The organism is Streptomyces albus subsp. chlorinus (genome assembly GCF_013302895.1).
In the GTDB taxonomy this organism is placed as follows: domain Bacteria; phylum Actinomycetota; class Actinomycetes; order Streptomycetales; family Streptomycetaceae; genus Streptomyces; species Streptomyces chlorinus.
Genome location: NZ_VJOK01000001.1, coordinates 5072073 through 5092757, shown reverse-complemented (window position 1 = coordinate 5092757; position 20685 = coordinate 5072073). Strand labels below are relative to the sequence as shown.

General features: G+C 72.1%; 17 protein-coding genes, 2 tRNA genes and 1 pseudogene. 11 read left to right on the top strand and 9 right to left on the bottom strand.

The features are described 5' to 3' along the window. Positions 1-38: 38 nt before the first annotated feature. Together FM076_RS22330 and FM076_RS22325 are read right to left on the bottom strand one after the other, a co-directional pair. Positions 39-701: an alpha/beta hydrolase family protein gene (locus tag FM076_RS22330; RefSeq protein ID WP_173872755.1), complete on the bottom strand. Its 663-nt coding sequence runs from the start codon at positions 699-701 to the stop codon at positions 39-41. Between the two features lie 158 nt (positions 702-859). Beyond that, entirely contained in the window at positions 860-1750 is an 891-nt protein-coding gene (locus FM076_RS22325; protein ID WP_173872754.1) for an SOS response-associated peptidase, read from the bottom strand. Positions 1751-1837: 87 nt separating this feature from the next. Here FM076_RS22325 and FM076_RS22320 point away from each other — a divergent pair, with 87 nt between their 5' ends. From FM076_RS22320 to FM076_RS22305, 4 genes are all read left to right on the top strand, one after another. Next, positions 1838-2599, top strand: coding sequence for a M50 family metallopeptidase (locus FM076_RS22320; RefSeq protein ID WP_173872753.1), 762 nt, complete (start codon positions 1838-1840; stop codon positions 2597-2599). 63 nt (positions 2600-2662) lie between these two features. Next, the gene (gene aroA, locus FM076_RS22315; protein ID WP_173872752.1) at positions 2663-4036 is read left to right on the top strand and encodes a 3-phosphoshikimate 1-carboxyvinyltransferase; all 1374 of its coding nucleotides are present in this window, start codon (positions 2663-2665) and stop codon (positions 4034-4036) included. A 13-nt stretch (positions 4037-4049) separates the two neighbouring features. After that, a complete protein-coding gene (gene rsgA, locus FM076_RS22310; RefSeq protein ID WP_173872751.1) occupies positions 4050-5069 on the top strand; it encodes a ribosome small subunit-dependent GTPase A in 1020 nt (339 codons plus the stop codon). 82 nt (positions 5070-5151) lie between these two features. After that, complete coding sequence (locus FM076_RS22305; RefSeq protein WP_173872750.1) at positions 5152-5475, top strand: DMT family transporter; 324 nt, start codon at positions 5152-5154, stop codon at positions 5473-5475. 80 nt (positions 5476-5555) lie between these two features. Here the strand turns inward: FM076_RS22305 and FM076_RS22300 are convergent, their stop codons facing one another. After that, positions 5556-6215 carry a TetR/AcrR family transcriptional regulator gene (locus FM076_RS22300; protein ID WP_173872749.1) on the bottom strand — a complete coding sequence of 220 codons (660 nt, stop codon included), beginning with the start codon at positions 6213-6215 and terminating at the stop codon, positions 5556-5558. Positions 6216-6342: 127 nt separating this feature from the next. On the opposite strand from FM076_RS22300, the gene hisN reads away from it, so the two are divergent. After that, positions 6343-7137: a histidinol-phosphatase gene (gene hisN, locus FM076_RS22295; RefSeq protein ID WP_173872748.1), complete on the top strand. Its 795-nt coding sequence runs from the start codon at positions 6343-6345 to the stop codon at positions 7135-7137. Between the two features lie 156 nt (positions 7138-7293). Then, entirely contained in the window at positions 7294-7719 is a 426-nt protein-coding gene (locus tag FM076_RS22290) for a CBS domain-containing protein (RefSeq protein WP_173872747.1), read from the top strand. A 75-nt stretch (positions 7720-7794) separates the two neighbouring features. Here FM076_RS22290 and FM076_RS22285 read toward each other — a convergent pair whose 3' ends face one another. After that, positions 7795-9231, bottom strand: coding sequence for a catalase (locus tag FM076_RS22285; RefSeq protein WP_173874923.1), 1437 nt, complete (start codon positions 9229-9231; stop codon positions 7795-7797). Positions 9232-9395: 164 nt separating this feature from the next. Between FM076_RS22285 and FM076_RS22280 the strand changes: the two genes are divergently transcribed. The 4 genes and pseudogenes from FM076_RS22280 (at position 9396) to FM076_RS22265 (ending at position 12873) form a co-directional block, all read left to right on the top strand. Beyond that, complete coding sequence (locus FM076_RS22280; RefSeq protein WP_173872746.1) at positions 9396-9809, top strand: Fur family transcriptional regulator; 414 nt, start codon at positions 9396-9398, stop codon at positions 9807-9809. A 155-nt stretch (positions 9810-9964) separates the two neighbouring features. Further along, positions 9965-10741 carry an ABC transporter ATP-binding protein gene (locus tag FM076_RS22275; protein ID WP_173872745.1) on the top strand — a complete coding sequence of 259 codons (777 nt, stop codon included), beginning with the start codon at positions 9965-9967 and terminating at the stop codon, positions 10739-10741. Continuing rightward, positions 10738-11663 (top strand): annotated as a pseudogene (locus FM076_RS22270) (ABC transporter permease). The gene FM076_RS22275 and the pseudogene FM076_RS22270 overlap by 4 nt, the downstream one beginning before the upstream one ends. Positions 11664-11748: 85 nt before the next feature. Continuing rightward, on the top strand, positions 11749-12873 hold the full coding sequence (locus FM076_RS22265) for an ABC transporter substrate-binding protein (protein ID WP_173874922.1): 1125 nt from the start codon (positions 11749-11751) through the stop codon (positions 12871-12873). 85 nt (positions 12874-12958) lie between these two features. On the opposite strand, the gene FM076_RS22260 is transcribed toward FM076_RS22265, so the two are convergent. The 4 genes from FM076_RS22260 to FM076_RS22245 form a co-directional block, all read right to left on the bottom strand. Continuing rightward, positions 12959-13032, bottom strand: a tRNA-Met gene (locus FM076_RS22260). Positions 13033-13478: 446 nt separating this feature from the next. After that, a complete protein-coding gene (locus FM076_RS22255; RefSeq protein WP_173872744.1) occupies positions 13479-15410 on the bottom strand; it encodes a tetratricopeptide repeat protein in 1932 nt (643 codons plus the stop codon). A gap of 170 nt (positions 15411-15580) precedes the next feature. Continuing rightward, positions 15581-15654 (bottom strand) — tRNA-Met (locus tag FM076_RS22250). A 48-nt stretch (positions 15655-15702) separates the two neighbouring features. Next, on the bottom strand, positions 15703-18603 hold the full coding sequence (locus FM076_RS22245) for a UPF0182 family protein (protein ID WP_180218558.1): 2901 nt from the start codon (positions 18601-18603) through the stop codon (positions 15703-15705). A gap of 235 nt (positions 18604-18838) precedes the next feature. On the opposite strand from FM076_RS22245, the gene FM076_RS22240 reads away from it, so the two are divergent. Next, positions 18839-19405 (top strand): PPA1309 family protein, encoded by a 567-nt coding sequence (locus FM076_RS22240; RefSeq protein WP_173872742.1) that lies wholly within the window; start codon positions 18839-18841, stop codon positions 19403-19405. Between the two features lie 67 nt (positions 19406-19472). On the opposite strand, the gene FM076_RS22235 is transcribed toward FM076_RS22240, so the two are convergent. Next, positions 19473-20588, bottom strand: a complete 1116-nt coding sequence (locus tag FM076_RS22235) for a YlbL family protein (protein WP_173872741.1) — start codon at positions 20586-20588, stop codon at positions 19473-19475. Between the last annotated feature and the right edge of the window lie 97 nt (positions 20589-20685).

Sequence of the window (20685 nt, the reverse complement as noted above, 5' to 3'; positions counted from 1 at the left end):
TGCCGGGCTGCCGTACAGGGGCCGGGCGGGCGGTCGCCTCAGGCGGCGGTCGCGCCGCCGCTGATCCACCGGCTGACGGCCCCGGTGATGACGCCCATGGCCTCCTCCTCGGTCACCGCGGCGGACTTGGGCAGGGCGAAACCGTGATCGCCGAAGGGCACCTCCACCACGGCGGTGCCCTCGGGGAACTCCCCGGGGCGCCCGAACGGATCACGTCCGCCCTGCACCACCAGGACGGGCAGGGGGACAGAGGCCAGCTCATCGGCGCGGGACTTCTCGGGCCTGCCCGGCGGGTGCAGCGGGAAGGACAGCGCGAGCACCGCCTGTGCCCCCAGTCCTGCCGCCGTACGGCAGGCGACCCGGGCACCGGCGCTGCGGCCCCCCGCGATCACGGGGAGCCCCGGGAGGGTGAGGGCGGGCCACAGTGCCGTCCAGGCGGTGTCGAGGGTCCTGGGCGCCGGAGCCACCTTCTTCCCCGCCACCCGCCAGGGCTGCTCGACCAGTGCCACGCTCACGCCCTCACCGGGCAGCGCCGCCGCCAGGGCCCGCAGGTCCCTCGCCTCGATCCCGCCGCCCGCGCCGTGGCCCAGCGCCAGCACGGTGTGGGCCTTCCGTGCGGGGAACCAGGTGATCCGGGCGTCTCCGGCCGGTGTGGCCACCGTCTCCACCCGCTGTGCGGGCTCCCGTGTGTGCGCGTTCATACGCGCATGGTGCCAGGCCCCGCCCCTCTCACCGGCGCGGCTCCTGTCTCCCCGGTGCGACGCTCTCCCCGGCGCGGCTCCTCGCCGGCGCGCGGCGGCCCGGCCGCTCCGCCGTCCCCGCCGGGCCCGCGCCCCGCCCTGTCCGCCGTCCCTTCGTGTCAGAAGAGGGTCTCCTCCTCCGGTGCGGGGAGTTCCTTGAGGAGGTGGGGTCCGTTGTTGCGGACGTTGCTGACGTCCGTGGAGACGGGGTGGGCCCGCATCATGCCGGCCGGCGGCGGGGTGAGGAGCTCACGCAGCGTGCCGGGGTCGGTGTGGGAGGGGTCCAGCCAGGCGTCCCAGCGGTCGGGGGTGAGCATCAGGGGCATGCGCGGGTGGATGTCGGCGAGCGAGCCGGGGCCGCCTTCGGCGAGCTGGTCCGCGTTGGCCAGGGGGGTGGTCTCGGCGGCCGTGGTGATCACGGTGCAGGTGGCCCACCAGGCCCGCGGGTGGTCGTCGGGGAGGGTTGTGTCGCGCCAGAACTCGTACAGCCCCGCCATGGCCATCACCGGGGACTCCCCCTCCGCGCCGCTACCGCCCCTGGCCGCGGAATCGGCAGCGGAGCCGGAGCCGGCAGCGGGGCCGGCCGGGGAGATGAAGTACGGCTGCTTGCGGGGCCGCTTGCGCTTGCCCTCCTGTTCGAGCTTCAGCTCGCCCTCGGCGGTGACCCACTCGTAGTAGCCGTCGGCGGGCAGCAGGCAGCGGCGCGCGACGAAGGGGCGCCGGTAGGCGGGCTTCTCGTGGACGGTCTCCGCGCGTGCGTTGATCATCTTCACGCCCATGTCCGGCGACTTGGCCCAGCCCGGCACCAGTCCCCACTTCAGCGGGCGCAGCTGCCGCACGGGCCGCGGGTCGCCGCTGCCCTTGAGGGGGCGTTCGAGCACCGCGTGGACCTGCTTGGTGGGCGCGACGTTCCAGTCCGGCGCCGGCGCCTCCTCCGGCTCCCACTTCTCGACCTCGAACAGCCGGACGAGGTCCTCGGCCCCCCGGCTCGCTGCATACCGTCCGCACATGCCTGCAAGACTGCCACGGCACGCCGACAGCCTGCCGTGCGTTGACGGGACAGCACCCACGCAGTACACGAGGAGAACGCCGCGAACATGGACAACGCGAGCATCACGGATGTCTGGGACCGCGTCGTGGGCAGCCAGCCGGATCCCGAGCAGTGGCTGGTGATCGCCACCGGTCTCGTCGCCCTGCTCGCGGTGGTGCCGCACGGGGTGTGGCGCGTCTCGCGCAACGCGGTCACCATCGCGCACGAGGGCGGGCACGGGCTCATAGCCCTGCTCTCGGGCCGCCGGCTGGACGGCATACGGCTGCACTCGGACACCTCGGGGCTGACCGTCTCGCGCGGCAAGCCGCACGGCATCGGCATGGTGCTGACGGCCGCCGCCGGGTACACCGCTCCCCCGCTGCTCGGCCTGGGCGGCGCCTGGCTGCTGGCCGCGCACCACATCACCGCGCTGCTGTGGGGCGCCACCGTGCTGCTGGTCGCGATGCTGGTGATGATCCGCAACGCCTACGGGGTGCTGACCGTCTTCCTGGCGGGCGGCGCCTTCCTCCTCGTCTCCTGGCTGACCGGGCCCGAGGTGCAGGCCGCGTTCGCCTACACGGTGGTGTGGTTCCTGCTGCTGGGCGGGGTGCGGCCGGTCTTCGAACTCCAGGGCAGGCGGCGCCGGGAGAGGGCGCACGGGAGGCGGTTCGGCCTTCCCTCGGGAGACTGGGGAGGGCGGGCGCCGGACTCGGACGCGGACCAGCTCGCGCGGCTGACCCACGCCCCCGCCGCGCTGTGGCTGTTCCTCTTCCACGCGGTCGCGCTGTGCTCCCTCATCGGCGGCGGACGCTGGCTGCTCGGCCTGTGAGCGGCCCGTGAGCACCCGGCGCCGTCCGGGAGGCGGCCGGTGCCCAGCCATTACAGTGGCCCCATGACCGACCAGCGCACCCGCCCCGCAGATTCCGCCCTCTGGCCCGCGCCCACCGCGCCGGGCCGTATCGAGGCGACCGTCACCGTGCCGGGGTCGAAGTCGGTCACCAACCGCGCGCTGGTGCTGGCGGCGCTCTCCTCCGAACCGGGCTGGCTGCGCCGCCCGCTGCGCTCCCGCGACACCCTGCTGATGGCCGGGGCGCTGCGGGCGATGGGCGTGGAGATCGAGGAGACCGTCTCCTCCGCGTCGGCCGGTACGCCGGAGGCGGGCGCGCGCGCCACGGGTGAGGCGTGGCGGGTGATCCCCGCTCCGCTGCGCGGCCCGGCGACGGTGGACGTGGGCAACGCGGGCACCGTCATGCGCTTCCTTCCGCCGCTGGCGGCGCTGGCCACCGGGCCGGTCCGCTTCGACGGCGACCCGCGCTCCTACGAGCGCCCGCTGCACGGGGTCATCGACGCCCTGCGCGCGCTCGGCGCCCGGGTGGAGGACGAGGGGCGCGGTGCGCTGCCGATGACGGTGCACGGCAGCGGTTCGCTGGCCGGCGGTCAGGTGGAGATCGACGCCTCGTCCTCCAGCCAGTTCGTCAGCGCCCTGCTGCTGTCGGGGCCGGGCTTCAACAACGGTGTGGAGGTCCGGCACACGGGCCGCACCCTGCCGTCGATGCCGCACATCCGGATGACGGTCGAGATGCTGCGCGCCGCGGGGGCGCGGGTGGACGCGCCGGAGGACGGCGGCAGCGCGAACGTGTGGCGGGTGACGCCCGGGGCGCTGCTGGGCCGGGACCTGACGATCGAGCCCGACCTGTCCAACGCGCAGCCGTTCCTGGCCGCCGCGCTGGTCACCGGCGGCAGCGTCACCGTCCCGGACTGGCCGGAGCACACCACCCAGCCCGGGGACGCACTGCGGGAGATCTTCACCGCCATGGGCGGCTCGTGCGTGCTGGACGAGCGGGGCCTGACCCTCACCGGCAGCGGCCGGATCCACGGCATCGACATCGATCTGGGCGAGGTGGGCGAGCTGACGCCCGGCATCGCCGCCGTGGCCGCGCTGGCCGAGGGGGAGTCGGTGCTGCGCGGTGTGGGCCACCTGCGGCTGCACGAGACGGACCGGCTGGCGGCGCTGGCGAAGGAGATCAACGGGCTGGGCGGTGACGTCACCGAGACGGAGGACGGGCTGCGCATCCGCCCCCGTCCGCTGCGCGGCGGCGTCTTCCACACCTACGACGACCACCGGCTGGCCACCGCGGGCGCGGTGCTGGGCCTGGCCGTGAGGGGTGTCGAGGTGGAGAACGTGGCGACGACCGGGAAGACGCTGCCCGACTTCCCGGCGCTGTGGACGGACATGCTCGGCGTGCCGGCCGGAGCGAGAGCGTAAGAGGGCGCCCGCGATGCGCCGCTACGGCAAGCACACCGACGAGGACGACATCCGCGTCCGCCCCTCCCGGCACGGCAGCCGCCCGCGCACCCACACCCGTCCCAAGCACGAGGACGCCGCCGAGGGGCTGGTGCTGACCGTGGACCGGGGGCGGATGACGTGCCTGGTCGAGGGCCGCACGGTCACCGCGATGAAGGCGCGGGAACTGGGCCGCAAGGCGGTCGTGGTGGGCGACCACGTCGCGGTGGTCGGAGATCTGTCGGGGGCCAAGGACACCCTGGCGCGGATCGTCCGCGTCGAGGAGCGCAGCTCGGTGCTGCGCAGGACGGCGGACGACAACGACCCCTACGAGCGGGTCATCGTCGCCAACGCCGACCAGCTCGCCATCGTCACGGCGCTGGCCGACCCGGAGCCGCGTCCGCGGCTGATCGACCGCTGCCTGGTCGCCGCCTTCGACGCCGGGCTGGAACCGCTGCTCGTGCTGACCAAGTCCGATCTGGCGCCGGCCGGTCCGCTGCTGGAGACCTACGCGCCGCTCGGGCTGCGCTACGTGGTCACCCGGCGGGACGAGCTGGACGAGGGGGCGGACGCCGACGCCGTCCGGGAGCTGATGCGCGGTCAGGTCACCGTGTGCGTGGGGCACAGCGGGGTCGGGAAGACGACGCTGGTCAACGCGCTGGTGCCGCGGCGGCAGCGGGCCACCGGCGATGTGAACGCGGTGACGGGCCGCGGCCGGCACACCACCACCTCCGCGCTGGCGCTGCCGCTGCCGCCCTCGACCACCGGCGAGGACGGCTGGGTCATCGACACGCCGGGCGTGCGCTCCTTCGGGCTGAACCACATCCAGCCCTCGCGTGTCATCCAGGCGTTCCCCGACCTGGCCGAGGGCGCGGAGGGGTGCCCGCGCGGGTGCGGTCACAACGAGCCGGACTGCGCGCTGGACGCGTGGGTGGCCGAGGGCCACGCCGAGCCGGCCCGCCTCCACTCGCTGCGCCGCCTGCTGGCCACGCGCGAACGCCGCGAAGGGGACTGATCGCTTCCGCCGGTCCTCGGCTGCATACTGGTTTGCCTGCGCTTGACCTTGACCCCACGGGGCCCAACGGGAGGAAGAGCACATGGCGTGGCTGCTGGTGATAGTCGCGGGGCTGCTGGAGACGGGCTTCGCCGTGTGCCTGAAGCTCTCGCACGGCTTCACCAGGCTCTGGCCGACGGTCGCGTTCTGCGCCTTCGCGCTGGGCAGCTTCGGCCTGCTCACCCTCTCCCTCAAGCGGCTGGACGTGGGACCGGCCTACGCCGTGTGGACGGGCATCGGGGCCGCGGGGACGGCGATCTACGGCATGGTCTTCATGGGCGACGTGGTCTCCACGCTCAAACTGGTGTCCATCACCCTGGTCATCATCGGCGTGATGGGGCTCCAGCTCTCCGGCAGCGCCCACTGAGGCCACCGGGTCACCGCCCCGCCGCGCACCGGCGAACCGGGTCAGCGGGTCAGGGGTCAGCAAGTCAGTGCGGCAGCGAGTCAGCGGGTCAGCAGGGCCCGTACCACCGCGTCGACCCGGCCGCAGGGCTCGTCGTCCGGGCCGCCCGGCGGAGCGACCACGTACGAGAGCGCGACGCGCAACCCCGCCTCGAACGCCCGCTCCAACTGCCGCGGGTCCGGGGCTTCCCGGCCCGCCGCGCCGGTGCCGGGTGCCCCGACGGGGAGCGGCGCGGCCCGTGCCAGCCCGTGGACGGCGCGGGCGCGCAGGAGGCGGGCGAGCCTCCCCGGCTCGACCGGGAACGCCTGCCGGGCCACCGCCCGGGGCGGACCGGGTACGGGCCCCGGGCGGGCCGGCTGCGGTAATCGGGAACCCCAGCAGCCGGTGAGCGCCGCGTGCACGATGGGCTCCGCGCGTGCCGTGCGCAGCACCCAGGCGGCAGCGGCGGCACAGCAGGCCGCCGGGTCGGCGCCGTCGCGGCCGGCTTCGGACACCGCGCGGGCGGCGCCGTCCAGGAAGTCCTCGACCAGCCGGCCGACCAGGGCAGCGCCGAGCCCCTCCTTGCTGCCGAACTCGTTGTAGAGCGTCTGCCGGGAGACCCCGGCGGCCGCGGCGACATCGACCATCCGTACGACCGTCCAGGGGCGTGCCCGCACCGCCGCGTGGGCGGCCTCCAGCAGGGTCTCGCGCGCAGTCGGCATCGCCGCCTCCCCAGCCCGCAGCCCGACGAGTGCGGCACAGGATTGACGCACCGCCATGAGGTGTCAATACACGGCGCACGCGCATGGCCCTGTGGCCGGGGGTGACGCCGCCGGATACTGTGCCGACATGCTGGACTATCACGATGATCTGCGTCTCGCCCACGTGCTGGCCGACGCCGCCGACGCCGCCACCATGGAGCGTTTCAAGGCTCTCGACCTGAAGGTCGAGACCAAGCCCGACATGACGCCGGTGAGCGAGGCCGACAAGGCCGCCGAGGAGCTGATCCGCAGCTCGCTCCAGCGCACCCGGCCGAGGGACGCGGTACTGGGCGAGGAGTTCGGCACCGAGGGGCACGGGCCGCGCCGCTGGGTGATCGACCCGATCGACGGGACGAAGAACTATGTGCGCGGCGTGCCCGTGTGGGCGACGCTGATCGCGCTGATGGAGATGGGCGAGGGCGGCGACCGGCCGGTCGTCGGCGTGGTGTCGGCGCCCGCGCTCAACCGCCGCTGGTGGGCGGCCCTGGGCTCGGGGGCCTACACCGGCCGCAGCCTCTCCAAGGCGACCCGCATCGAGGTCTCGAAGGTGGCCAAGGTGCGGGACGCCTCGTTCGCCTACTCCTCGCTGCACGGCTGGGAGGAGCGCGGCATGCTGGGCGGTTTCATGGATCTGACCCGCGACTGCTGGCGCACCCGGGCCTATGGCGACTTCTGGCCGTACATGCTGGTCGCCGAGGGTGCGGTGGACATGTGCGCGGAGCCGGAGCTGTCGCTGTGGGACATGGCGGCCAGCGCGGTCATCGTCGAGGAGGCGGGCGGCAGTTTCACCGGCCTGGACGGCAACCCCGGCCCGCACAGCGGTAACGCGGCGGCGTCGAACGGGCTGCTGCACGAGACGCTGCTGAACTACCTGACGGCGTGAGGCGCGGACCACCCTTCCGGGTGGTCCGTACACGCGCCCTTGCCGTGATCTCAGTCACATGTGAGCATGAGGGTCCGAGAGCTTGTGACCTTGTGAACTCCTTCCCGAGGGCTGTTCCGCCGCGGGAAGCCGTTCCTCCAAGGAGGTAGCACCCTCATGCCCGGTCACGTCCAGCACGCCATGAGCACCGTGGTCCTCACCATCGGCCCGGCGCACACCCTCCGGCAGGCGGCACAGCTGATGTCGGCCCGCCGCGTCGGCGCGGCCGTCGTCCTCGACCCCGACACCAGCGGGCTCGGCATCCTCACCGAGCGCGACATCCTCGACTCGCTCGGCGCGGGCCAGGACCCGGACCGGGAGACCGCCCACGCCCACACCACCACCGACGTCGTCTACGCGACACCCGACTGGACACTGGACGCGGCGGCCCGGGCCATGACCCGCGGCGGCTTCCGCCATCTGATCGTGCTGGACGAGCGGGAGCCGGTGGGCATCCTCTCGGTCCGCGACATCGTGCGGACCTGGTCCGACGACCAGGCCCGCGCGGCGGCGCCCCGGACCCCGGGCGAGGTGACCGTCTGACACCCTGGCGGCACACCGGAGGGACCGGAGCCCCATGGCGTCCGGTCCCTCCGGGTTCGTACGGCGAGCGGTCGGTCAGCCGCGCAGGGCCTGGACCGCGGCTTCCAGCCGCTTGCCGTAGTCGGGGTCCGCCTTGCGGAAGTTCTCGATCGCGCGCTGGGCGATGTCGTCACGGGAGACACCCGCGATACTGCCCGCCAGGTTGTCGATCAGCCGCTGCTTCTCGTCCTCCGACATGAGGCGGTAGAGGTTCCCGGCCTGGACGAAGTCGTCGTCCTCGGCGTGCGAGGCCGCCGGGTGGTCCTCGGTGGTGCCGCTGACCGTGACGGGCGCCCACGGCGCGCGGCCGGTCTCGGCCGGGCCGCCGAAGCTGTTCGGCTCGTAGTTCTTCGCCCCGCCGTGGCGGCCGTCGTACATGAAGCCGTCCCGTCCGTAGGTGCGGGCCCGGGCCGCCTTCGGCTCGTTCACCGGCAGCAGGTCGGCGTTGATGCCGACGCGGTAGCGGTGGGCGTCGCCGTAGGCGAACAGCCGGCCCTGGAGCATCTTGTCCGGGGAGGGGCCGATGCCCGGCACGAAGTGGTGCGGGGAGAAGATCGACTGCTCGACCTCGGCGAAGATGTTCCGCGGGTTGCGGTTCAGCTCCAGCTTGCCGAACTCGATCAGCGGGTAGTCCGCGTGCGGCCAGACCTTGGTCAGGTCGAACGGGTTGAAGCGGTAGTTCGCCGCCTCCTCCGCGGGCATGATCTGGACGTACGCCGTCCAGGTCGGGTACTCGCCGCGCTCGATGGCCTCGCGCAGATCGCGCTGGTGGCTGTCGGGGTCCTTGCCCGCCAGGACCTCCGCCTCCTGGGCGGTGAGGTTCTTGATGCCCTGGTCGGTCTTGAAGTGGTACTTGACCCAGAAGACCTCGCCGGCCTCGTTGGTCCACTGGAAGGTGTGCGAGCCGAAGCCGTCCATGTGGCGGTAGGACGCCGGGATGCCGCGGTCACCGTGCAGCCAGGTCACCTGGTGCGTCGACTCGGGCGACAGGCCCCAGAAGTCCCACACGTTGTCCGGCTCCTGCGAGCCGGTGTAGGGGTCGCGCTTCTGGGTGTGGATGAAGTCGGGGAACTTGATGGCGTCCTTGATGAAGAAGACCGGGGTGTTGTTCCCGACCAGGTCGTAGTTGCCCTCTTCGGTGTAGAACTTCAGCGCGAAGCCGCGGGGGTCGCGCACCGCGTCCGCCGCGCCGAGGTTGCCGGCCACCGTGGAGAAGCGCAGGAAGACCTCGGTCTCCTTGCCGACCTCGGAGAGGAACTTCGCCCGCGTGTACTTCGTCACGTCGGCCGTGACGGTGAACTTGCCGTACGCGCCCGCGCCCCGGGCGTGCACGATCCGCTCCGGGATGCGCTCGCGGTTGAAGTGCGCGAGCTTCTCCAGCAGGTGCTGGTCCTGCACCAGCACCGGGCCGCCCACGCCCGCGGTCTGGCTGTTCTGGTTGTCCGCGACCGGAGCTCCGGCTTCCGTCGTCATGGGTCCGGACGTCTCGTCCTGCACGGTCACGTGCGCCTCCTGTGCATCACATCTGTCCTGTGGGCCAACCACCCGTAACCCTACATTGGACTTTGTCCAAGTCAAGATGGAAGCGAAACTCGTACGGGTTCTGCCCATGGACAGGGCGCTGCTAGTCTGGACACATGAGTGACCTGCTGGAACGGCTCCGCGATCGCGGATGGCGACTCACCGCGCAGCGGCGAGTCGTCGCCGAGGTGCTCGACGGCGACCATGTGCACTACACGGCGGACGAGGTCCACGCCAAGGCGGCGGACCGCCTGCCGGAGATCGCCCGCGCGACGGTCTACAACACGCTCAGCGAGCTGGTCGCCCTCGGCGAAGTGCTGGAGGTGAGCACGGACGGGCGCGCCAAGCGCTACGACCCGAACGCGCGCCACAGCCATCAGCACCTGGTCTGTTCCCGCTGCGGCACCATCCGTGACGTCCACCCGACGGGCGACCCGCTGGCCGCCCTCCCGGAGCAGGAGCGGTACGGCTTCACCGTCGCCGAGGCCACCGTCACCTACCGCGGCGTCTGCCCCAACTGCGCCGACTGACCGGCCGCAGACCCGGCGAAGGGCCCGCACCCCGGGGTGCGGGCCCTTTCGCATGCCCGCCCCCGCGTGGTGGCGCACACGTCTTGCCGGTATCTGACGGGCCGTCATATCGTCGCTGGGACGCACGCTTCCCCCACCCGGGACGGGGAGACACCATGCCGAAAATCCGCGCCAGCGCCGTCACCCGCACCTTCGGACGGGGCTCCCGCCGGCTCGCCGCGCTGGGCCCCCTCGACCTGGAGATCGCCGCGGGAGAGTTCGTCTGCGTCGTCGGCCCCTCCGGCTGCGGCAAGTCCACACTGCTGCGCATCGCCGCCGGACTGCTGCGGCCCTCCTCGGGCGAACTCGAACTGCGGACCGACGCCGCACACCCCGCCGCCATGATCTTCCAGGACTACGGCATCTACGACTGGAAGACCGTGCTGGCCAACGTCCGCTTCGGCCTCGACGTCCAGCGCGTCCCGCGCCGCCGGGCCGACGCCCGCGCACGGGCGTGGCTGAGCAGGATGGGCCTCGCCGACTTCGCCGACGCCTACCCGGCCGCCCTCTCCGGCGGCATGCGCCAGCGGGTGGCCATCGCCCGCGCCCTCGCCGTCGAACCCGAGATCCTGCTGATGGACGAGCCCTTCGCGGCCCTCGACGCCCAGCTGCGCACCCTCCTCCAGGACGAACTGCTCACCCTCACCCAGTCCACCAGCACCACCACCCTCCTCATCACCCACAGCCTCGAAGAAGCGCTGGTGCTCGGCGACCGCGTCCTGGTGATGTCCGCGCGCCCGGGCCGCGTCATCGCCGAACGGCGCCCGCCCTTCGGCCGCCCCCGCACCGGCGACGTCCGCTCCGATCCCCGCTTCACCGCCCTCAAGGACGAACTGTGGGAGCTGCTGCGCGGCGAGGTGCTGCCCGGGGCCGGTGCGGGGGCTGTCGCATGAGCGCCCTGGACGGACCCCGCGCGGGCCCCCCTAGCAGCCGCCGTACCGACTCGCGCACCGGCTCCCGCACCGGTCCGGGTGCCGCCCCGGGCCGGATCGTCCGCCGCCCCGGGCCCCTGGAGACCCGCCCGGAGACGGCGCACCGGCGCCGCCGCGCCCTGGAGGTCTCCCTTGCCGTCGCGGTCCCGCTGCTCCTCGTCCTGGCCTGGCAGCTGGCCGCGACCCGGCAGTGGATCGACGCGCGCGTCTACCCCGCGCCCTCCGCCATCCTCGCCGACGGCTGGGAGCGCGCCGCCGAGGGCGAGCTGTGGCCCGACGTGTGGGCGACGCTCAAGAGAGTGCTCGCCGGGTACGCCCTCGGCACCGTCTCCGGGTATCTGCTGGGCCTGCTCATGGGCGCGCTGCCGCTGGTCCGGGCGGCACTGGAACCGGCCATGGACGCCCTCTACGTCGTCCCCAAGCTCGCGCTGCTGCCCGTCTTCCTCAACATGTTCGGTCTCGGCGAGGGGCCTAGATCGCCCTGGTCGCCGCCACCGTGTTCTTCTTCGTCTGGATCTCCACCATGGCCGCCGTACTCGCGGTCCCCGAGGGGCACCGGGACGCCGGACGGGTCTTCGGCGCCGGACGACGGCAGATGTTCCGACACGTCCTGCTGCCCGCCTCGCTGCCATCGGTGCTGGTCGGCGCCCGCATCGCCGCCGGTGTCGCGGTACTGGTGATCGTCGCCTCGGAGTCCATCGCCGCCTCGGACGGCCTCGGCCACCTGATCTTCGACTCCCGGGCCCTCTTCCAGAACGACGTGATGTTCGTGGGGATCGTCTGCGTCGCCGTCCTGGGCGTGCTCTTCTCCGAGCTGGTGCGGCTCGCGGGGCGGCTCCTGACCCCCTGGGCACCCCGCGACCGCGGTCGCGGCCGGTCCTGACCACTCACCGGAGGCCGTCGTGCGCCCTTCCCCCACCCCCGCCCGTCCCCTGGCCCCGGCCCGTGCCCACGCCCCGTCCCGCGCCCTGGTCACCGCCCTTCTCCTCGTCCTCGCGCTGATCCCGGCCGCGGCACTCAGCGGCTGCGCGGCCCAGCGGGACACCGCCCTGGGCACCGCCGACCGCGACATCGAGCCCGTCGCGGGCTGCGGGGACCGCTCCTGGACCGACCCCGCCGAGACGGGCGCCGGCCGCTCCCCGGCGCGCTGCGCGGCGCACGCACCCGCTCCCCGCAAGCTCAAGAAGACCCGAAAGGTGACGATCGCCACCAGCACGTTGACGGCCGAGTACGTGGCACCGCTCCAGACCGCCGTACGCGAGGGCGAGTTCGCCAAGGAAGGACTGGACGTCGAGCTGAAGGTGCTGCCCACCCCCGAGGCACTGCCGCTGCTCGCCAAGGGTCAGCTCGACGCCCTGTGGGCCGCGCCGGAGGCCGCCGTCATCAACGGCGTGAACTCCGGGTTCGACATCCGCTGGGTCGCCGGCAACTTCTCCCCCGCCCCCAGCTCCAAGAGCGGCCTGTGGGCCCGCGCACGGCACGGGGAGAAGCCCTCCGCGATCACGCTGAAGGGCCGCAGGATCGGCACGCTCATCGGCAAGGGCTCCGTGATCTCGTACCCGATGGACACCATCCTCGCCCAGCACGGCACCGCGATGGAGTCCCTCTCCTTCCAGCAGCTCGGCTCCTCCGACGTGCTGACCGCCCTCACCGGCGGGAGCGTCGACGCCGCCTGGCTGCTCGACCCCGTCTGGCGCCAGGTGGACAAGGACGCGCGGTACGCGTTCCTGGGCGGCCAGCCCGTCGGCGAACCCCTGGGCGGCGCCCTCTTCGGCCCCAACCTGCTGAGTGCCGACGTGGACGCGGGCGTCGCCCTGCTGCGCGGCTACATCCGCACGGTCAACACCTACTTCGCCGGTGACTACAAGAAGGACCCGTCCTTCGTGGCCGACCTGGCGAAAGCGCTCCGGCAGAGCCCGGAAGCGCTCACTTCGGTGCCCTCGCTCCGGATGGACTGGGAGATCCGCAAAGGCACCACGGACAGGCTCCAGAAGGCCTACCGGGACGCGGGCGTCACCGGGGGCAAGCCACTCCCGGAGGAACGGCTCGTGGACCGCCGGCTCTACGCGGAAGCGGTCGGTCACGAACCGTGACGGGAGGAGGCGGCCGGCACCGCCCTCTTGGCTTCCCGGACATGCACGAAGGCCCGGATCTGAGGATCCGGGCCTTCGCCTTCAGTAGCGGGGACAGGATTTGAACCTGCGACCTCTGGGTTATGAGCCCAGCGAGCTACCGAGCTGCTCCACCCCGCGCCGTTGTGTGCACAACTCTAACCATGGCAGCCGACAAGTGCAAATCGAGCCTCCCGTGACGCCTGAGCCGGATGTTCCGCCCCGGGCCGGGTGCGCCGGCCGGATCTGCTTCGGGGTCGGGTGCGCGGGTGTGCCGCGGACAGGTGTGCCGCGCGGGCAGGTGTGCCGCGGGCAGGTGTACGGGTGTGCTCGGGGCAGGTGTGCTGGGGCAGGTGTGCCGGGTGGGCGTTCCGGGCGATGGCCGGGGCGTGAAGCACCAGGCCGTGCCGGGGCCGGCTCCGCCCCGCCCCTGCCCGGCCGACCCGGGCGAACCCGGGCCGGCCCCGATCCGGCGGCGCGGGAGCCTCGAACCGACCCGGCGCGGGAGCCCGAACCGGCGCGGCGCGGGAGCACCCAAAGCGGCGCCGACCCCGGCAGCGGCGCCGACCCCGGCAGGGGCGCCGTTCCTATGCCGACAGCTCCGCGCGCAGGGCGTCGCGGAGCTTCGCGGCGCGTTCGGCCACCTCGGCCGGGCCGAGTTCCACCGCGCGGGCGCACCAGAACTGGCCCTCGGACAGCTCGCCCCGGCGCGCGTTGATCAGCGCCAGGCGCAGAGCGGCCCTGCCGTGCCCCGCCTCGGCGGCGCGGGTCCACCACACGACGGCCTCCGGTTCGCTGCCCTCGCGGGCGAGCAGCAGCCCGAGATTGAAGGCACCGTTGGGGCTGCCGGCCTCGGCCGCCGCGCGGTACCAGCGGGCCGCGTCGACGACCTCGCCGCGCGCCGCCGCGCACATCCCCAGCCGGACCTGCGCCCGGCGATGGCCGTGCTCGGCCGCCCGCTCGTACCACTCCTCGTACTCGGGCCTGGTGCCCTCGGCACGGCCGAGTTCGTGCGCGGAGCCCAGTTCGCCGGTGTCCCGCCGGGTGATCCGCTCCAGCAGCGCGCCGAGCCGGAAGGCGCCCTCGACACTGCCGCCGCCGGCGGCGCACCGCAGATGCCGCTCCGCGGTGTGCAGCTCTCCCTCGCGCAGCAGCGCGATCCCGACCTGGAGGGCGGCCTCCGCGTGTCCGGAGGCCGCCGCGCGCTCGTACCAGGCGCGCGCGGCCCGCTCGTTGCCCCGGCCGGCGTGCAGGATGCCGAGGTTGAAGGCGGCGTCCACGCTGCCCGCCTCCGCTGCCTTGGAGAACCACGGCTCGGCGCCCTCGGCGTCCCCGCGCTGGAGCAGCAGGACGGCGAGCGCGTTGGCCGCCTCCCGGTGCCCCGCGTAGGCGGCACGGCGGTACCACTGCTCGGCCTGGGCCGTACGGCCCTGCGCCGCGCACAGCAGCCCGAGGTTGAAGGCGCCGTTGTCGGAACCGGCCTCCAGTGCGACGCGGTACCACCGCTCGGCGGCCTGCCGCTCGCCCCGGTCGGCGTGGAGGGCGCCCAGCGCGTTGGCGGCGTTGCCGTCGCCGTTCTCGGCCGCCCGGCGCCACCAGACGGCCGCGCTCTCCTCGTCGCCCGCGTCCCGCAGCAGGAACCCCAGCGCGCAGGCGGCCCGTGCCTCACCGTCCTTCGCGGAGGTGAGGTACCACCGGCCGGCCTCCTTCAGCTCGCCGCGGCGCTCCAGGATGGCGCCCAGGCGCAGCGCCGCCCTGCGGTGACCCCGCGCGGCGGCCTGCCGGTACCAGCCTTCGGCCTCCTCCTCGATCCCGCGTACGGCACCGGCGTCGGCCTCCCCCTCGGCGGCCAGCGCCTCGGCGCGGGCGCTCGCCAACTGCGCGACCCGGTAAGCCGCTTCTCTGTGCCCGCGTTCCGCGGCGGCCCGGAACCACTCCTCGGCTCCGTCCTCGCCGCGGTGCTCCAGCAGGTCGCCCAGCGCGTACGCGCCGAGCGCGTGGCCCGATTCGGCCGACTGCCGCAGCCAGTAGTGGGCCGCGGGCTCGTCGCCGCGCTCCCGGTGGTAGCGGCCGAGCGCGTGCGCCGCGGCGGCCGAGCCGGCGACGGCGGCGGTACGCCACCACCCCGCGGCCTCTTCCGTGTATCCCCTCTGGTGCAGCAGGACTCCGAGATTGTTGGCCGCCGCGCGGTCACCCGCGGCCGTGGCGGCCCGCAGGTGCGGCTCGGCGCCGTCAAGATCCCCCCGGCGCAGCAGCTGAGCGCCCAGCACACTGGCCGCGGCGGTCTTGTCCGCCACGGCTCTGCCGCCGGCGCTCACGGCATCCCCGGTGTTCGGGGCGTTGTCCCCGAGGTTCGGGGCGTTGCGGTCCGCGACGAACTGCTCGGCGGCTGCGGTCGCTGGTGCGGCTGCGGTCGTCGTCGCTGCGGCTGCGGTCTTCTCGGCGTACTCCTCCACGCTCAGGCCCGGACCGGGACGTACCGGGTCCGTCAGCCTTGCCTTCTCCCCCATAAGCTCCATCGTCGCACCACCTGCAACCCGCGTACACCTCGTATACCGCAGCCAGTGAGGTCACTTCGGCGGTTTGTCGATTTCCCGACGAAGAGATACCCCAAACCAAGGTGCCCCGCTATCCCCCGCACAAGCGAAAAGACCCGGAGTCTGTTGACTCCGGGTCTTTTCGATCCGCGTAGCGGGGACAGGATTTGAACCTGCGACCTCTGGGTTATGAGCCCAGCGAGCTACCGAGCTGCTCCACCCCGCGTCGTTGTGTTGATAACTCTACACCACGCCGCGGGGTGGTCTCACCCGGCTATCCGTCGCCGGAACCCGAGCCCGAGCCGGAACCGCCCTTGCCGCCGCCGCCCTGCTCGGCCTCGGACGCGTCCCGGAGCGCGTCCTCCAGCGCCTTCTGCTGCTTGCCGTACTCCTCCCAGTCGCCCTTCTCCAGGGCCTTCTGACCGGCGTCGTACGCGCTCTGGGCGTCCTTGAGGGCCTGCTCGACCGTGGCGTTCGGCGGGTTCTTCTCCTTCTCCTTGTCCCCGGGGCCGGTGCGTTCCCCGCCCTCGTCCCTGTCCGGAGTGTTGAACACCTCGTTGAGCGCCTCGTCGAGACTGTCCTTGAAGGCGACCCGTTCCCCGTAGGTGACCAGCACCTTCTGCATCCTGGGGTAGTTGACGCCGGCGCCACGGACGTAGACGGGCTCCACGTAGAGCAGTCCGCCCTCCAAGGGCACGGTCAGCAGATTGCCGTACTCGACCTCGGAGTCGCCTCGTCTGATGCGGTTGATCGTCTCGGCGATGTCAGGTTCGGAGTTGAACTTGCTCTGCACCTGCGAGGGGCCGGCGACACCCGTGTTGGGCGGGAGTCTCAGAATTCTGATCTTCCCGTACTCGTCGCTGCGCGCGTCCGCGTCGACCGCCATGAACGCGCCCAGTGTCTCGCGCTTGTTCGGGTTGAACGTCGTCGTCAACTGGAACTGCTGGCCCTTCTGGCCCGGCATCTTCAGGCTCAGGTAGTACGGCGGGACCGCGTTGCCCTTGTGCGTCGGGTCGTCGGGGATCTGCCAGCGCTCACTGCCGCTGTAGAACTGCGACGGCGAGGTCACGTGATAGGTCTGCAGCAGGTTGCGCTGGACCTTGAAGAGGTCCTGCGGGTAGCGCAGGTGGTCCATCAGGTCACCGCTGATGGCGCTCTTGGCCTTCACCGTGCCCGGGAACGCCTTCATCCACGTCTTGAGGACGGGGTCCTTCTTGTCCCATTGGTACAGCTGGACGTCACCGCTGTAGGCGTCCACGGTCGCCTTGACCGAGTTGCGGATGTAGTTCACCCGGTTCTGCTGGGCGACCACCGCGCGCTGCCCGTCGGTCAGCGAGTCCTCCGTGGTGGACCCCAGGGTCGTACGCGACGCGTAGGGGTAGCCGTTGGAGGTGGTGTAGGCGTCGACGATCCACTTGATGCGCCCGTCGACCACCGCCGGGTACGGGTCGCCGTCGATGGTCAGCCACGGGGCGACCGCCTCGACGCGCTCCTTCGGCGTGCGGTTGTAGAGGATCCGCGAGCCCTTGCCGATCGCCCCCGAGTAGAGGATCTGCGGCTCGTTGAAGTTCACCGCGTAGGCGGCCCGGTTGACCGGGTTGGAGAGGTCGACGCCGCTGTCACCCTTGTAGGTGTAGGTCTTCTCCCCCTGGTTGTCGGCGTAGTCCAGTTCCTTCTGGGGGCCGCCGACGATGGCGTACTGGTTCGTGTTCTCGCCGTAGTAGATCCGGCCCTCGTACGTGCCCTTGTCGCCCTTGGGCGGCAGGTCCTTCTCCGTGAAGTCGGGCGCGCCGTCCTTGTCGACCGAGGTGCCCTTGGCCGCGACCATGCCGTAGCCGTGGGTGTACTTGAAGTGCTCGTTGATCCAGTTCTTCTCCGGGATACCGCTTGTGTTGATCTCCCGGACGCCGACGACGGTGTCCTGCTCCTTGCCGTCCTTCTTGTACCGGTCCACATCGAGCGTCTGCGGGAACTGGTAGTAGCCGCGCACCTGCTGCTTCTGCTGGAACGTCGGGGAGACGACGTTGGGGTCCAGCAGGCGCATGCTCGCCGTCGTGTCGGCCGCGTCCCGCAGCTTCTCGTCGTCGGCCTTGCTCTTGCCGTTGTACTCGCGCACCTCGGCGTCACCGATGTCGTACGCCTTGCGCGTCGCCTCGATGTTCTTCTTGATGTACGGCGCTTCCTTGGCCTGCTCGTTCGGCGAGACCTGGAACTTCTGCACCAGCGCCGGGTAGAGGCCGCCGATCAGGATCGCGGAGAGCACCATCAGGCCGAAGCCGATCACCGGGAGCTGCCAGGTGCGGCGCCAGATGGTGGCGAAGAAGAGCAGCGCGCAGATGATGGCGATGATGAACAGGATCGTCTTGGCGGGCAGATAGGCGTTCGCGTCGACGTACTTGAGGCCCGTCCAGTTGTCCGTCGCCTTGAAGTCGCCGGACTTGACCGCGAGCCCGTACCTGTCCAGCCAGTAGGCGACCGCCTTCAGCGCCACGAAGATGCCGAGCAGCACCGACAGATGGCCGGTGGCCTGCGCGGTCGCGCGGGCGCCGGGCGTCGTCACCCGCAGACCGCCGTAGAGGTAGTGCACCAGCGCGGCGGCCAGCAGCGAGAGGATCGCGGCGGCGAAGCCGAAGCTCAGCAGGAAGCGGTAGAAGGGCAGGTCGAACGCGAAGAAGGAGACATCCTTGTGGAACTGCGGGTCCTTGGTGCCGAACGAGACGCCGTTCACCCACATCAGCCAGGTGCGCCACTGGCCGGCCGCGGAGGCGCCGGAGATCAGCCCGACGAGTGCGGTGACACCCAGCAGCACCCACTTCTTGTAGGGCGCCAGACCCATGCGGTAGCGGTCCAGGCTCTGCTGCTCCAGCGACATGGCGCTCAGCGGCGGCCGCAGCCGGTGGGCCAGCCAGATGTTCAGCCCCACGGCGGTGGCCATCAGCAGGCCGAAAACGGCGAACAGACCGATCTTCGTCCACAGGGTCTTGGTGAAGACCGAGCTGTAGTCGACCGAGCGGTACCACAGCCAGTCCGTCCAGAACCCGGAGAACATGACAAAGAGCATCGCCAGAACGGCCAGCACGCCCGCTGTCATCAACAGCGTCCGGGCACGCCGGGATGGCCGGCCCACTCTGATCCGTGGCCCGGAGGGACCCCCACCGGAGCCCCGGTCCGGCATCTGGAAAGCCAAGGTGCGCACCTCGAAGATTCGCAGTGTATGAAGCGATGACGCTGGGCCCGCATCGTACGGCCCATCTAGGCAACTTAACGAAGCTTTACTCAGTTCCCGTTTCCGGGGTCAGTTCCCGATTCCGTGGGACAGTTCCCCTCCGGCCCCGGCCCGGCGCGGGCCCGCGCCGTCCCTCGCGGGGTCCACGTCCACCTCCCCGGGCCGAAGACGGCACGATAGGAACATGAGCAACCTCCCCCACGAGGGCACACCCCTCGCCGCCCGCCCGCTGACCCGCGCCGTCCTGGAAATCGACGAGTACGCCGCGGGCCTCGGCTGGGACCAGCCCGCCCGCCTGTTCGCCCTGGTGAACACCGAGAAGCTGCGCACCGAGGAGCCCGGACTGGCCGGCCAGCTCGGCCTGGACCAGCAGGCCGGCGACGACCGGGCCGGCTCCTTCACCCCCATCGAGCAGGACGAGATCCCGGCCGACGCGCCACTGGACGAGTTCCTGGGGACCATCGCCTGGCCCGGGACCGTGGACGGCTGCGCGGTCACGGTGGAGCGGCTGATGCTGCCGCCCTCCGCCGAGGCGTCCGTGCCCGAGGACCTGGACGGGGAGGCCCTCACCCGGTGGGTCGCCGAGCACCCCGAACGCCAGGAGGTGCGGATGACGGTGGCGGTACTGCGGGACGGCGAGCGGGAGTCGGCGCTGCGGCTGCGCGAGAAGGACGCGGCCACCGAGGTGCTGACCGGTGCCGACCTGGTGCCGGGACTGGCACATGCGCTGGCCGCGACGTTCGAGGAGTAGCGGGGCGCTCCCGGGGCGGCGGAGGGCCCGCCGGGCCCCCGGGGTGGGGGAGGAACCAGGAAGCGGGTCAGCCCGCCCGGCACCGGGTGAGCCGGTCCGTCCGCCCCGAACGGATCTTCTTCAGCGAGCTGAGCGCGTCGTCCATGGTCGAGGTCTTGACCAGGGTGATGCCCTTGGGCTTGTCCTTCGCCGCGGTGGCGCAGTTGCCCGCCGGGGTCAGGAAGTACCGTGCGCCCTTCTCACGCGCCCCGATGATCTTCATCTGGATGCCGCCGATCTCGCCGACCTTGCCGTTGTCGTCGATCGTCCCGGTGCCGGCGACGAACTTCCCGCCGGTGAGGTCGGTGGGGGTGAGCTTGTCGACGATGCCGAGGGCGAACATCAGCCCGGCGCTGGGCCCGCCGATGTCGGCGAGCTTGATGTCGATCTCGAACGGGAAGCTGTGGCCCAGCGCGGTCGTGATGCCGACGACGGTCCGGCCGTCCTCCTTGGCCTTCGTGGTGCCCACCGTGACCTTCCGCGCGTCCCGCGGGGACGGCTTCTTCCCCTTCTCCTGGGCGGCCCGCACCTTGGCCTTCGGGATCACCGTGAAGGTGACCTTCTCCCCTGGCTTGTGCCGGGTGACGATCTTGCCGACGCTCTCCGCCTTGCCGACCGGCCTGCCGTCCACCGCCGTGATGACATCCCCCGCGTGCAGCCGCTCGTGGGCGGGCGCGTCCTTCGCCACCGAGCCGACGACGACATGGGAGCTGGTGGGGATGTGCAGTTCCTTGAGGGCCGCGACCTTGGCGCTCTCCTGGGAGGCGGAGAACTCCTCGGCGTTCTCCTGGTCGACCTCCTCGGCCGACTTCTGCTCCGGGTAGACCGTCTTGTAGGGCACGACGAGGCTGTCGTGGCGCAGCCATCCGGAGAGCGCCCCCAGCAGTGTCATGCGGTACTCGGAGCCGGTGACACGGACCGTCGTCATGTTGAGGTGGCCCGAGGTGTCGTACTCCTTCGGCCGGCCCTTGTGGCCGGGCTCGTCCTTGATGCGGAGCACGGGGTCCCCGTCGTGCACACCCAGCGTGTTCACCGTCGGTCCCGGTGACATCTCCGCGTAGGGCACCTCGATGAGCACTCCGGCGCAGAGCATCGCTATGAGAAGCAGCGTGGAGGCGAGCAGGGTAGCGGTGCGGCGAGGCATGGCACGACAGTACGGGACAGGTCTGTCAGTCGGCGCTCCGGGCCGGTCCGTCCGGGGCCGCGTGGACCAGGGCCCCGGCGGGGGCCAGCTCGGCGGA

Excerpts from the sequence above, each read along its gene's own strand:
- rsgA (WP_173872751.1), top strand. The coding sequence starts at position 4,050 with ATGCGCCGCTACGGCAAGCACACCGACGAGGACGACATCCGCGTCCGC.
- FM076_RS22275 (WP_173872745.1), top strand. The coding sequence starts at position 9,965 with ATGCCGAAAATCCGCGCCAGCGCCGTCACCCGCACCTTCGGACGGGGC.
- FM076_RS22280 (WP_173872746.1), top strand. The coding sequence starts at position 9,396 with ATGAGTGACCTGCTGGAACGGCTCCGCGATCGCGGATGGCGACTCACC.
- FM076_RS22330 (WP_173872755.1), bottom strand. The coding sequence starts at position 701 with ATGAACGCGCACACACGGGAGCCCGCACAGCGGGTGGAGACGGTGGCC.
- FM076_RS22325 (WP_173872754.1), bottom strand. The coding sequence starts at position 1,750 with ATGTGCGGACGGTATGCAGCGAGCCGGGGGGCCGAGGACCTCGTCCGG.
- FM076_RS22290 (WP_173872747.1), top strand. The coding sequence starts at position 7,294 with ATGCCCGGTCACGTCCAGCACGCCATGAGCACCGTGGTCCTCACCATC.
- FM076_RS22285 (WP_173874923.1), bottom strand. The coding sequence starts at position 9,231 with ATGACGACGGAAGCCGGAGCTCCGGTCGCGGACAACCAGAACAGCCAG.
- FM076_RS22300 (WP_173872749.1), bottom strand. The coding sequence starts at position 6,215 with ATGCCGACTGCGCGCGAGACCCTGCTGGAGGCCGCCCACGCGGCGGTG.
- FM076_RS22235 (WP_173872741.1), bottom strand. The coding sequence starts at position 20,588 with ATGCCTCGCCGCACCGCTACCCTGCTCGCCTCCACGCTGCTTCTCATA.
- FM076_RS22245 (WP_180218558.1), bottom strand. The coding sequence starts at position 18,603 with ATGCCGGACCGGGGCTCCGGTGGGGGTCCCTCCGGGCCACGGATCAGA.
- FM076_RS22255 (WP_173872744.1), bottom strand. The coding sequence starts at position 15,410 with ATGGAGCTTATGGGGGAGAAGGCAAGGCTGACGGACCCGGTACGTCCC.
- FM076_RS22305 (WP_173872750.1), top strand. The coding sequence starts at position 5,152 with ATGGCGTGGCTGCTGGTGATAGTCGCGGGGCTGCTGGAGACGGGCTTC.
- FM076_RS22320 (WP_173872753.1), top strand. The coding sequence starts at position 1,838 with ATGGACAACGCGAGCATCACGGATGTCTGGGACCGCGTCGTGGGCAGC.
- hisN (WP_173872748.1), top strand. The coding sequence starts at position 6,343 with ATGCTGGACTATCACGATGATCTGCGTCTCGCCCACGTGCTGGCCGAC.
- FM076_RS22240 (WP_173872742.1), top strand. The coding sequence starts at position 18,839 with ATGAGCAACCTCCCCCACGAGGGCACACCCCTCGCCGCCCGCCCGCTG.
- aroA (WP_173872752.1), top strand. The coding sequence starts at position 2,663 with ATGACCGACCAGCGCACCCGCCCCGCAGATTCCGCCCTCTGGCCCGCG.